At 43.8% G+C, this 12,961-nt stretch carries 8 protein-coding genes; 6 read left to right on the top strand and 2 right to left on the bottom strand.

Annotated elements, in window-relative coordinates; translation table 11 throughout:
• Window positions 1–16: 16 nt before the first annotated feature.
• Entirely contained in the window at window positions 17–1,426 is a 1,410-nt protein-coding gene (locus V202x_RS05940) for a DUF1501 domain-containing protein (RefSeq protein ID WP_145172119.1), read from the top strand.
• Between the two features lie 48 nt (window positions 1,427–1,474).
• Window positions 1,475–2,749 carry a PQQ-binding-like beta-propeller repeat protein gene (locus tag V202x_RS05935; RefSeq protein ID WP_145172117.1) on the top strand — a complete coding sequence of 425 codons (1,275 nt, stop codon included), beginning with the start codon at window positions 1,475–1,477 and terminating at the stop codon, window positions 2,747–2,749.
• Window positions 2,750–2,762: 13 nt separating this feature from the next.
• On the opposite strand, the gene murB is transcribed toward V202x_RS05935, so the two are convergent.
• Together murB and murC are read right to left on the bottom strand one after the other, a co-directional pair.
• A complete protein-coding gene (gene murB, locus V202x_RS05930) occupies window positions 2,763–3,641 on the bottom strand; it encodes a UDP-N-acetylmuramate dehydrogenase (RefSeq protein WP_145172115.1) in 879 nt (292 codons plus the stop codon).
• On the bottom strand, window positions 3,607–5,058 hold the full coding sequence (gene murC, locus V202x_RS05925) for a UDP-N-acetylmuramate--L-alanine ligase (protein ID WP_145172112.1): 1,452 nt from the start codon (window positions 5,056–5,058) through the stop codon (window positions 3,607–3,609). The genes murB and murC overlap by 35 nt, the downstream gene beginning before the upstream one ends.
• Window positions 5,059–5,485: 427 nt before the next feature.
• Between murC and V202x_RS05920 the strand changes: the two genes are divergently transcribed.
• From V202x_RS05920 to V202x_RS05905, 4 genes are all read left to right on the top strand, one after another.
• The gene (locus tag V202x_RS05920; RefSeq protein ID WP_145172110.1) at window positions 5,486–5,947 is read left to right on the top strand and encodes a hypothetical protein; all 462 of its coding nucleotides are present in this window, start codon (window positions 5,486–5,488) and stop codon (window positions 5,945–5,947) included.
• 72 nt (window positions 5,948–6,019) lie between these two features.
• The gene (locus tag V202x_RS05915) at window positions 6,020–8,434 is read left to right on the top strand and encodes a vWA domain-containing protein (protein ID WP_145172108.1); all 2,415 of its coding nucleotides are present in this window, start codon (window positions 6,020–6,022) and stop codon (window positions 8,432–8,434) included.
• A gap of 42 nt (window positions 8,435–8,476) precedes the next feature.
• On the top strand, window positions 8,477–12,247 hold the full coding sequence (locus tag V202x_RS05910) for a hypothetical protein (protein ID WP_145172106.1): 3,771 nt from the start codon (window positions 8,477–8,479) through the stop codon (window positions 12,245–12,247).
• The gene (locus V202x_RS05905; protein ID WP_145172104.1) at window positions 12,247–12,939 is read left to right on the top strand and encodes a hypothetical protein; all 693 of its coding nucleotides are present in this window, start codon (window positions 12,247–12,249) and stop codon (window positions 12,937–12,939) included. Before V202x_RS05910 ends, V202x_RS05905 begins: the two co-directional genes overlap by 1 nt.
• Window positions 12,940–12,961 lie beyond the last annotated feature (22 nt).

Below are 12,961 nucleotides of genomic sequence, written 5' to 3'. Positions count from 1 at the left end.
TCAGAAGGTCATTAACATGCACTGCGGTCAATTCCGACAACAATTTACGCGACGTGACATGCTGAAACAATGCGCTAACGGTTTTGGTGCAGCTGCATTGACTGCACTCTTGCAAGACCGGGCGTTTTCGGGAGAAGCAACAGATAAAACGCATTTTCCCCCCAAAGCGAAAAATGTGATCTTCTTATATATGGACGGAGGACCTTCGCAAGTCGATACATTTGACCCCAAACCATTACTGACCAAATATAATGGTAAAAGTCCCAGCGACTTTTTTAAGGTCGAAGCAACGCAATTTGATAATGTGGGTAAGGTTCTTGAAAGCCCCTGGAAATTTAAACCATACGGTGAAAGCGGTAATCCAGTCAGCGATCTCTTCCCAAATATCGGTGAGTGTGTCGACGACCTCGCTGTGATTCGTTCTGTGGTTTCGCAATTCCCTGAACACACTTTTGCTAACTACTTTCTCCATACAGGTAGTGGCTTACAAGGACGTCCCAGTATGGGTGCGTGGGTCAACTATGGCTTAGGCAGTGAATGTCAGAACTTACCTGGCTTTGTTGTCATTAACGGTGGCCTCATTCCGCCGGGTGGACTGGACTGCTTTAATAGTGGTTTCCTGCCTGCCAGCTTTCAGGGATCCGTATTCAAGCCAGGTGGCAGTGGCATCGCCAATGTAAAACGGCAGGAAAAACTGGCCCAAACCCAACAACAAAAACTGAAACTTATGCAGCAGCTCGACAGATTTAAACAACTGCAATCCGGTGTGCATGATGAAATAGAATCAGCCATCTCTAACTATGAACTTGCCTACAAAATGCAATTGGCGATTCCTGATTTAATGTCGTTCACCAGAGAAAGCCAATCAACACTGGACTTGTACGGCTTCAATGCAAAATACAAACCCACGCAAATCTATGCCGCAGAGTGCCTGTTAGCGAGAAGGCTTATCGAACGAGGAGTACGATTTGTCGAATTAACTTGCACCAGTGTTAGCAGTGATCGCTGGGACCAGCACAGTAACTTGAAACGTGATCATGAAAATAATGCCCGCGCAGTTGATCAACCCATCGCAGGACTACTCAAAGATCTCAAACAACGAGGGCTGCTGGAATCAACACTGGTTATCTGGGGAGGTGAGTTTGGTAGAACACCTTTTGCACAAGGGAAAAATGGACGTGATCATAATCCATTCGGCTTCACCATGTGGATGGCTGGAGGGGGAGTGAAAGGCGGTGTCACTTATGGGGCCACCGACGAATGGGGTTACAAAGTCGTAGAAAATCGTGTGGAAATCCACGATATCCACGCTACGATGTTGCACCTACTGGGGTTAGATCATACAAAATCGACCTTTCGCTTTGGTGGTCGTGACATGCGTCTGACCGACGTACACGGACACGTCATTCATGACGTGATAAGTTAACCAGGATCGTTCAAAGCGAATCAATTTCGTATTTGAAAAGGCTTTAAGATGAAACAATTCTTACAAATTTTATTTTTGGCTTTTTCATCTTCTCTCGTTCTTGGTTCCACTAAACTCACCGCCGAAGACTGGCCTGCGTTTCGTGGGCCACGGGGAAATGGAATCTCTCTCGAAAAGGATGTCCCCATTAGATGGAGTCCGTCTCAAAACATTCTCTGGAAAGTACCACTCCCGGCTCCTGGAAACAGCAGCCCTATCGTCTCGAACGGACGCGTCTTTGTAACCTGTGCAGAAAACAAAGGACGCAAACGAAGTCTATATTGCTATGATCGTACTAACGGACGAGAACTCTGGGTTCGAACTGTAAACTTCGATAAAGTCATGCCCACTCATAAAACAAACAATTATTGTGGCTCAACACCTGTTGCAGATGGAAAGCGGGTTGTCGTCTGGCACGCTTCTGCAGGCTTGTATTGTTATGACTTCGCCGGTAATGAACTCTGGAATCGGAATCTGGGAGAGTTTGAACATATATGGGGTTATGGTGCCTCTCCTATTCTGCACGAAGGAAAGGTGATTCTGCACTGTGGGCCTGGAAAACGGGTCTTTATGACAAGCATTGATCTGGAGAATGGGAAAACCCTGTGGGAAACCACAGAACCAGTTGAAGGGAATGGCTCGCGAAATAAAGAACGGAAATATATGGGGTCCTGGAGCACTCCAGTTGTAACAGAGATAGACGGTCAAAAGCTCATCATTTGCAGTATGTCATTACGTGTGAATGCCTATGATCCCAAAACGGGAAAAATTATCTGGAGTTGTTACGGCTTACGAGGCCAGAAGGGAGACCTGGCTTATACATCCCCGGTCATTGCAAGTGATATTTGTGTGGCGATGGGAGGCTTTAATGGACCTGCAATCGGTTTTCGCATGCGAGGAACAGGAGACATCACTTCAGCACAGCGTCTCTGGCAAAAGGAGCCCAATCCTCAACGAATTTCTTCTGGAATTATTTCCGAAGATCATCTTTACATGGCAAATGCCGGCCCCAACACATTCCAATGCCTCAATCCGGAGACCGGAGAAATCATCTGGCAGGAACGCTCAGGAGGCGCAGCTTGCTGGGGTTCTTTGGTATTGGTAAATGGGCATTTTTATGTAACCGATCAAAATGGCACAACGCACGTCTTCAAACCTAACCAGAAGCATCTCGAAAAAATTGCTCAGAATGAACTTCACGAAAAAAGCAACTCTACACCCGCCTTTTCTGAAGGACAAGTCTTCCTGCGAACATTTAATCACGTTTATTGCATCGGAAAATAATGAGAAAATCCGATTACCAGAGTTCAATTTCTAACTCAAGCTCGACACCAAACTTTTCAGAAACGGTATTCTGCGCCAAGTTGATCAGATCGAGTACGTTCTCTGTCGTCGCATTTTCATCATTGATGATATAATTTGCATGCCGATCACTGATTTCAGCACCACCAATCCGAGTCCCCTTCAAACCTGCTTGTTCGATTAAGGCTCCTGCATGCATACCACGTGGATTCTTGAAGATGCAACCCGCTGACTGATGTGTCAAAGGTTGATTGGACTTCTTCATGATCCAATTCTTTTTCATCCGATTCGTTACCTCTTCGGAATCATCCTGTTTTAATTCAAAAGTGGCTTCTAGAATCGCTAACTCATTCACACTGCTTTCACGGTAGCTGAAACTCAATTCGTCTGCAGTCCTTACAAATTTTTCTCCTCGGGCTGTCAACACAGACACCGAAGTAACGTACTGGCCAATATCACCATGAGTTCCGCCAGCATTCCCGTGTAATGCCCCGCCGATCGTTCCGGGAATGCCAACCAACCCCTCCATACCAGCTAGACCGGCTTTTACGGTTTGCGAAACAAGGTTCGACAACAAGACTCCCGCCCCGGCGGTCACAGTGGTCCCTTCAATTTGAACCTTGGCGAACTCATCTCCATAGATTCTGATGACCGCTCCCTGTACGCCAGAATCCTTGATGAGCACATTAGATGCGCCACCAAGTACACGCATGGGTATTTCATTTTCAACACAACACAAAACGACCTGCTGCAATTCATCTGCGTCGCGTGGTTCAAGCAAAAACTGGGCAGGTCCTCCTATTTTAAAATAGGAATATTTTGCCAGTGGTTCAGAACATTTAAGAATCGCTTTGAAGTCTTCGATTGAGCTCATAATGAATCCGATTTATCTCGCCCGCTCCCATAGTAATGATAATATCACCAGATTGAGCCTCAGTCTCTAAAGTTGAGACCATCTGGTCAAGGGAACTGCTGAATCTAGTCGAATCATTATGCCGAAGAGTTCGTTTGACGAGCTCTTTTGATATATCAAAGGGTTCTTGTTCGAGCTTTTCGCGAGCGGCATACACAGGGGAGATCAGAACCTCATCTGCTGATTTAAAGCTTCGAGCATAATATTCCATTAACGCCTGAGTGCGAGAGACTTGATGCGGTTCATATAGACACCAGATTTTTCGATCTGGATACTCCTGTCGCAACATTTTCAGCGTAGACTGGATTGCCGTAGGGTGATGAGCATAATCATCGAATAAAGTCAGACCTTTATACGATCCCATTCGTTCAAAGCGGCGATGGATACCAGGAAACTCATAAATCCCTTCTCGAATGTCCTCAACAGCAATACCGGCTGTATGGCAGAGAATCGCTGCGACCATTGCATTGGAAACATTGTGTTTCCCTTTTTTTTGAAGGGAGATTTCCGAAAAATAATCACCTTGGTGAAAGAGCCGAAATCTGAGGCCAAAAGCAGTTTGTTTAATATCTGTGGCCCACCAGTCTGCACCTCTTTCCAGAGAAAACGTGGAGACTTTTGCCTGACAGGAACTCTGAATTTTTTCCAGCCCCAGGCAGTTCCCTGGAAGCAATAAATGACCTCTTACGGGAATTCGGGAGACAAACTCGGCATAAGCGGACGTCATATCATCCTGATTTTTGAAATAATCAAAATGGTCGGGTTCAATATTTGTAATGGCGGCATAATAAGGGAATAAATCCAGAAAACTACGTTGATATTCACAACTCTCAGCAACAAAAAGTGAACCTTCCCCTGCCCAGCCATTTAAGTTCTTACTACAGAGCTCTGCTCCAATCACCGCCGATGGAGAAACTCCTGAATTTTGCAGCACATATGCGGTGAGAGCCGAGGTAGTACTTTTCCCGTGTGTGCCAGCCACACAGACACCTTGTTTCTGCCGCATCAGACGACCCAGCATCTGAGAATAAGATAACTGTGGAATTCCCATCCGTTGGGCAAAGCGACGTTCTGGGTTTGCCAGACCAATGGCAGGACTGTAAATTAAAACGCTCGTTCCTTCAGGAACAAATCGTTTATCATGGCCCTGATGAACTCGATATCCCCCCTCGCGCAAGGCATTTTCTGTGGGAAGTGAGGGACTTAAATCAGACCCAGTCACACGGCAACCTGCACTCGAAAGATACTCTGCAAGCGCTTTCATTCCCGAACCACGGATACCCACGAGATGAGCAGATGCAGGTAATGCGGCAGAATCCGTTCGAGATTCATTTGCTGATCGGCGTTGTTGATTTGTACTCGCGTTTGACAGGATCATAGCCGCCTTAATGTCTATCTGAAGTTCCCCATGAGTTAGCCTGGAAGGGATGTTCCCAAACAAGCCCTGATTTCGGTTGGATTGTTCTCCAACCCTTCGTCTTTTTCATCGGGAATCAACGCGTTCTGAATCCATTGGTTATGACTTTTGTTTCGACTGGATAAACATTATCGAATAGGAAGATCCTGTTGCATCAAGCCGGCTGCTTGGTGAAAACTGAGAAAATAGACAAAATAAGGCCGAAGATTTCTAGAGGTTTCCTCAGTTCTCAAACTTCTATTCATTTTTTCGAAGTTCTTATAATTCTTCTCTGGCTTCGATACAATGCATTATGCCTTGAAATCCAATCCGCCTGAAGGGCAATTTTCCATGGCCTCTCGACACAATGGTCCAACCAAATTCAATCCTATTTAAGGAGTTATGTAGCATGCAGCCACCAGCATTTGACGTTCAAGCTGCGCATCACTTTTTTGCCACTGACTGTTTTAACCAGGCTTGGAGCTATATCGAAAAAGAAGATCGTACTTCAGAAGAGAATTTACTGATGATTTCGGCCAGTCATGCCTCATATTGGCACTGGACACAATTCGAGGAACATACTCCTATCAACCTTTCGATTGCTTATTGGCAACTTTCTCGAGTCTATGCCATTACTAATCAGCCCAGCCTGGCAATCAGCTACGGCACACTTTGCCTCAAAGTAAGTCAAATGAACCACTTAAGCCCTTTTTACATTGCTTATGCTTACGAAGCATTAGCACGAGCCACTTCGGCCGCAAATAAACAAGATGAGGTCTCAACATACCTGGAACAGGCAAAAAAAATTGCAGAATCGGAGCTGGAAGAAGATGAAAAACAACAATTGCTGGCAGATCTGAATACAATATAAGTAACTGAAGAGATCTGAATGTTCTGAAGAATTGAGTCAGAATATCAAATTGTCGAATTTTGATATAAATTCATGGATTATCTGAAACACCTGTTAGAATCCTATTTTAAAATCCCTCCAGCGAGTCCTGGACAGGGAACGGCGTGGAGCTTCCAGTGGAATACTCCCTGGCCTACATGGCTCCCAGATTGGGTTGTTTTCATTTTGGGAGTGGGAATCATTTTCCTGCTGATGTACGCGTACCTGAAGGATACAGCGCACCTTAATCTGCAGAAGCGTGCCGTATTATTAAGTATTCGCCTGGCATTGTTTTTGTTTGTGTTATTGTTCCTCACAAAAGTCACGTTTTCCATTCACCGAACCGGTTTACCTTTTGTCGCTTTATTAATTGACGACTCGGCAAGCATGGGACTCGCAGATGACTACTCTCAAATCGCTTCTACCAAGAACAGAGCAATAGCCAAGCAGCAGGTCCAAGGCAAGGATCGGCTTGGTCTGGTCAAAACAATGTTACTCCAAAAAGATGCACGATTTTTGCGTGAGCTGCAAAAAAAACACAAATTGAAGCTTTACCATTTTTCGGAAGAGTGTATTCCATTGGGAGAACAGGGACTGCTTGACAAAACGGATACTGCACAAGCTCAGGAATTAATCAAACAACTCGAACCAATAGGGAATGAAACACGACCTTTCCACGCAGTACAAAAAGTATTGAACGATTTTCGAGGAACGCTTCCCACTGCGATTATTGTCCTCAGTGATGGAATCTCCAGTACCGGCGATATGGATCTATTGTCCCGTGCCGGTACATTGGCGAAATCGAAGCTCGTTCCCATCTACCCCGTTGGAGTTGGCAGCGAACAGCCAGTCAGAGATCTGCAATTGTACGACTTGCTGGTTGATGATGTCGCCTTTGTTAATGATCCGGTTAATCTGTCAGCCAAAGTAAAAAGCTTTGGTATCACTGCCGGTTCAGTCTCTGTTTCCCTCAAAGACGCCAAAACAGGAAATCCGCTGATCACTAGAAAATTGTCAATTAACCCTAACAAAGAATTTCAAAAGATTGATCTCACCTTCACTCCGAACAAGCCAGGGCTTTTGGAATATATATTTGAAGTAGAACCAGTCAAAGGAGAAGTCAATCGCAATAACAACCAGCAAAGCGGTCAGGTCTCAGTTCTCGATCAAAAAATTCGTGTGTTATTGGTAGATTCAGTCCCTCGTTATGAATACCGCTACCTTAAGCATTTATTGGAAAGAGACAAAACCATCGAACTCCGAAGCATTTTACAGGAATCAGATCTGGAATATTCGTCCGAAGATGCCACTGCTCTGGATTATTTCCCGGTGAAAAAAGAAGATCTTTATCAATACGATGTTGTCATTCTGGGTGACGCCGATCCTGCTTATTTCAGTCAGGCTGTTTTTGAAAACCTCGATCAGTTTGTGCGCGAAAAAGGAGGAGGCCTAGTAGTCGTCGCTGGTCCCCGCTTTTCTCCTCATGCCTATGCCAATACCAAACTGGAAACTCTATTGCCTATCGAGATTTCTAAAACGAAGGAATCAAGTGAGGCCGCCCTATTAGTCAATGGATTTCAACCAGAACTAACAACCGAAGGTCAATTCAGTACCTCAATATTTCGTTTTGCAGACAACGCCGAGCAGAGCCAGACAATCTGGAATAATTTACCAGAACTGTATTGGTATTATACAGCAGATGGAGTCAAGCCGGGTGCGTCTGTACTGGCAACACATCCCACACAGAAGGGAAAAAACGGACAGTTGATCCCAATAATAGCCACACAGCGTATAGGAGCTGGTAAAGTAATCTTCAGTGCAACCGACGATCTTTGGAGATGGCGCGATCTTGTCGGTGATCTTTATTACTCCCGTTATTGGGTACAATCGATCCGCTACCTTAGTCGTTCAAAACTGTTAAATCAGGAACAGGCTGTCGAACTCACACTTGACCGTAATACATATCAACAAGGCGACTCGGTTCAGTTTCGTGTGAAATTTCTGGATGAACGATTAATTCCGACAGACGATGAAGATGTGACTGTGATGCTAGAACGACAAGGAGAAGCCTCTCGGCCGGTCAAATTAACACCATTAGAAAAGTCTCCCCATATCTTCGAAGGCAGTTATTCCAATATCGCAGAAGGATCGTATCATAGCTGGGTCTCTCAACCAATCCTGCAAGGGAATCCTCCTTCCGATGACTTTCGAGTTGAAGTATCACAACGTGAATTATTAAATCGAGACATGAACCAAAGCGATATGCAGAAAACCGCCAGGGAAACGCGAGGAAAATATTATCATATCTTTGCCGCTGACCAACTTCCAGCTGCCATCCCAACAGGCCATCCGGTTCCTCTCGAGAACGAAGAACCGATCACGCTTTGGAATCGCTGGGAATTTCTCATTCTGTTCACTCTATTAATCTCTGCAGAATGGCTTTTAAGGAAACGTTTTCGACTAGTATAATAGGAATTCTGATTCTGCATTTTTATCTCTGAAGTCAATAATATGTCTGCTTCCATTCGAGCACAATTTGTGCAACTGCATCGTAAGGTTCATCAGCTGGTCTGGCTGAATGGGCTTTGCTGGGGATTGACCATGTTATTGATTTCGGCATCCCTGGTAATCAGTCTCGATTGGGCCTTAAAAATTTCAGACCCGATGATTCGATTAATCTTGGGGCTAGGTGCGGGAAGCTTTGTTGTCTGGATTCTCTGGCAACATTTGGTAATTCCTTTAAAAACACCGCTCACCGATTTTGATCTCGCTCTGAAAATTGAACGGCAATACCCTCGTCTGAAAGACAGCTTTTCCAGCAGTGTCTTATTTGATACTGAAAAACCGAGTCACTTTACCGGTTCGTCACAACTTCGTCAGGCAGTCATTAAAGATGCCTACCAGCAAGCCTCTCAAATCAATTTTCTGGAATTGATTGACACAAGACCAATCAGAAAAATAATGATTAGCGCTGCGCTGCTCTGTTTATTTGTCGTTTCCATTTCAATCTTGCATCCGAATCGAGTGATTTTAGGCATTCATCGTTTTGTACTACCCTTTTCAGCACCAGATTGGCCACAAAATGTCGAATTGCAATTTCTGGATGAAAATCTTGTACCTATCGAATCAGGCCCCAATAATCCATATCAGGTTGTAGAAGGTGAGAATTTTCGATTTTTTGTTGAAAACCGCAAAGGAACTCCTCCCGAAGATTTACGCATCGAATATCAAGTTAGCAAGAATCAACAACCACGTGGGAAATTAAATTCGGAACCGTTAAGAATCGTCTCAGTCCCAGATCAATCAGCAGTAGACCATGAACTTGGCACCGGTTCTTTAAGGATCACCAATAAAACAATAAGGCTGCGCGCGATTGGAGGTGACGATCACTCCATGCCGTGGCTGACACTACTTTCTGTACCTCCAACAACTCTGAAATTACAAGAGGTAACCCTCACCCCACCTGCCTATTCACAAGAGCCTGTTGAAAAACTACCTGCCGGTATTGGTAGCTTCAAAGCTCTGATCGGAACCCGAGTCGATCTCAAAGCGCGTTCTAATAAGCTTTTGAAATCTGTTAGCTTACGAGTGAAAGATAAAGAACCTGTATCTCTAAAACTAGAGCCGAACAGGAAAGAATTTTCTGCTCACTTCGTCATTGAGGATCCAGGTACCTATTCCTATTGGTTTGAATTAGAAAACGATCAGGGGTTTCGGCCTCCCAACCCGGAACGTTATGAAATCATTGGAATCACCGATTCCGTTCCAGAAGTATATCTCGAAAAACCAGCTACAGACTTGCAAGTGACTCCGTCAGCTCAAATACCATTAACGGTTTCAATCCAAGATGATTTAAAAATCGCCAGCGCACTGATTCGTTTTCAAAAATCATCAAAAGAAGAAACATTGTCGCGCGCACTAAGAACAGATCGAGAGAGTCAATCGTTCCCGCTACCATTCAGTCCGAATGATTCAAGTGAGCAAGTGATTCTGAACGATGTCTGGGATCTTACCAAGTTGTCGCTAACGGAAGGTGATCGAATTATTTTTCGAGCAGAAGCACATGATCATTATCAGATGTTGCCTCAAGCAGGTAATGAGACTCGGGTTGGAGTAAATCGAGTTGGAACAAGCCTTTCAAGAGTCTTGACACTCGTAAGCCCGCAGTACAAAGCGAATGAATTAGCAAATCGTCATGCACATCTGCTAGAGGAACTGACACGAGTCTTAAAAAATCAACGGCTTTTGCATACAGAAGTGAAAGATGTTCAACACCAACTTGAGCGCGTCGGTAAGGCAAGGTCAGAAGAAATTGATACAATCAAACAGGTAGAAATGGACCAGAAACGGATTACCTCTCAATTATTCAGTCCTCGGACCGGGTTGGAACAACGCTCGAAGGAACTAGTGAAAGAACTTGAGTGGAACCATATTAATGACCCTACGATGAGTCAGCGACTTACGGAGCTCAACACTGAGCTTTCTGAATTAAATCAAAATGTCTTCCCTGAAATACAGGAACAAATCACACAAGCTCGCAAAAAACTTCAGTCAAATATTGATTCCGGATCATCACGAAAGCAATCATCAAACTCAAATGCTCAACCTGAGAACCGGGGAGATTCAGAGCAGTCTGATGTGGATAATACTAAGCCAAGCACTAAAACAGGCAAAACCGAACAAAAGACATTTGCTAACACTGCCCCACTCGAAGCATTAAACATTGCAGAAAAAGGCCAGCAGCAGGTAATTAGCAGGTTGGATAATGTTCTAAAATCACTTTCTCGATGGCAGAAAACAAGAGATCTTGTTTCCGAATTAGAAGAACAGATTCAGCAACAATCAGACATTCAGAATCAAACCAGCCAACTGGCACAGAAGACCATCACCAAGTCGTTTGGTAAGCTCAAGCTTCAGGAACAAGCTGATCTTGAAAAACTGGCGTCCCGCCAGGAACAACAGGCTGAAAATTTCAAATCATTTAAAAATCTTCTTGATTCAATCAATTCAAATTCAGGAGCACTCACGCAGGAAGAACAATTAAGAAATCAGGAAGCGATCGATTTTTTGCGAAAAAAAACGATTCCGGAAGAGATGAAGCAAATAGCCGAAAAACTAAAACAAAACCAAGTGGGACAGGTACTTCAAGATCAACAAAAAATTCAGCAATCGATGCAATTGTTGAAAGATATTTTTGATCACCAATCCACAGGTTCTTCGCCGGACCAGTTGTTAAAGAAAATAAAACTGTCTGAACAAGAACTGAGTTTTTTGAAACAACAGCAACAGAACGTGCTACAGAAGTTACAGAAAGCAGCCAATTCATCAAATCAGACAAAACTGAAAGAGAAGCTAGAAAAACTAATTAAAGAAGAACAGGAGTTGCGACAAAAACTAAAACAATTCGAACAGCAATTAAAGCGATTGAGTTTACAACAGGAAGCGCAATCCGTTCAAAGAGCCAGAAATCGGCTCTCCAGAATAGAAAATGCGTTAGAACAGGGAAATCTTCAAGATGCCACAACAGAAATCCAAGAGTCGCTTGATGATCTGGAACAAGCACAACGTGAATTAGCTTCACGTAGAAAAGATATAGAAGAGTCTCTGGCGTTTGAAGCACTCGAGAAATTAGATTCAGAAATCAAAAATTTACTCAAAAGACAAGAAGCTGTGATTCAGGAAACAATTCGCCTTGAAGAGATACGTCTTTCACGTGGGCGGTGGTCTCGTGGTCAATTAAAATCCTTGAAACAGCTTTTCGAAACTGAGCAAGAACTACAATCCTTAGCGATATCACTGGCATTAGATTTGGAGGCGGCTCCTGTATTTGCTTTAGCATTTCAAAAAATCATTGATCAATTGGACCTGGCGACTAACAGATTAGGCCAACGCCTTACCGACCAGGAAACATTAACTGCCGAAAAAATAGTAAGATCAAAATTGATAGAGTTGTTAAAAGTTTTAGATGACAGAAAGTCACAAAACCAAAATCAGCCTGATCCAGCTCAAGATCTTCCCGAAAATATAATCCCCCCAAATGATCAGATTTCATTAGTCACACAGTTAAAATTACTCAAACTTTTACAAGAAGATATTCTGCAAAGGACAAAATCATTTAATCAATCTATCAGTCAGGTAAAAACATTGACTCCGCAGCAAATTCAAGAACGAAAAGATCTGTCTGAGGAACAAGCGGCTTTAGCAGAATTATCTATGGAACTATTAGCACGCTTTAATGAACCTCTCTCAGATGATCCGCAACCAATAGATGAGATCCCCTAATGACTGCATTCACAAACCGGCCAGTGATTCATACCCTTTCTATGTTCTCAATCGGATTGGTGTTCAGCCTTTCCCAGCCCTGGTTATGCGCCGACGAACCCCCTCTGAAAAATCCTGATGACAATAAAATTGCTAAAAATGAAGAAAAGCAAGATCCGGTTCTGAATCAAAAAACCAAAAAAGAACTCAAAAAGTTAAACCTTGGCCAGCAACTTCCAGTCGAGTTGATTATTGAAGAGATGAAGCGCGCCGGAAAACTGCTTCAAGATCAACAAACCGGACAACAAACTCAGAAAATTCAGCAACAGGTCGTTGAAAATATTCAAAAATTAATCCACGAGATTGAGTCGGCTTCTAAAGTATCTCTGCAGCAATCAAACCCAAAACAAGATCAACCACAGAATACCAAACAGAAAACTCAACAGCAGAAAGATGGTATGGGACAAAAAAAAATCCCCCAACCCTCTCAAGGACCAGCACGGCAATCTTCTGAGCGCCAGGAAAAAGGGCTGGTGACCCCGGGCAGTCTGACCAAATCCAATGGGCATATCAAAGATACCTGGGGACATTTACCCCCTGCTGTGCGACAGCAACTGCTAAATGTCTATACTGAGAAATTTCTTCCCAAGTATGAAGAACAAGTACGTCGCTACTATGAAGCTCTGGCAGAGAAGAAAAAGCGTTCTCCCTGACCTGAGCCCCAGTTTGCAAGAG

The sequence above is a fragment of the Gimesia aquarii genome (assembly GCF_007748175.1).
Taxonomy (GTDB): Bacteria; Planctomycetota; Planctomycetia; order Planctomycetales; family Planctomycetaceae; genus Gimesia; species Gimesia aquarii_A.
The sequence above is the reverse complement of the archived record's forward strand: the minus strand, read 5'-3'. Positions and strand labels throughout refer to the sequence as shown.

Coding starts and splice junctions, on each gene's coding strand:
- murC (WP_145172112.1), bottom strand. CDS start 5,058: ATGATCCTGTCAAACGCGAGTACAAATCAACAACGCCGATCAGCAAAT.
- V202x_RS05915 (WP_145172108.1), top strand. CDS start 6,020: ATGGATTATCTGAAACACCTGTTAGAATCCTATTTTAAAATCCCTCCA.
- murB (WP_145172115.1), bottom strand. CDS start 3,641: ATGAGCTCAATCGAAGACTTCAAAGCGATTCTTAAATGTTCTGAACCA.
- V202x_RS05905 (WP_145172104.1), top strand. CDS start 12,247: ATGACTGCATTCACAAACCGGCCAGTGATTCATACCCTTTCTATGTTC.
- V202x_RS05940 (WP_145172119.1), top strand. CDS start 17: ATGCACTGCGGTCAATTCCGACAACAATTTACGCGACGTGACATGCTG.
- V202x_RS05910 (WP_145172106.1), top strand. CDS start 8,477: ATGTCTGCTTCCATTCGAGCACAATTTGTGCAACTGCATCGTAAGGTT.
- V202x_RS05935 (WP_145172117.1), top strand. CDS start 1,475: ATGAAACAATTCTTACAAATTTTATTTTTGGCTTTTTCATCTTCTCTC.
- V202x_RS05920 (WP_145172110.1), top strand. CDS start 5,486: ATGCAGCCACCAGCATTTGACGTTCAAGCTGCGCATCACTTTTTTGCC.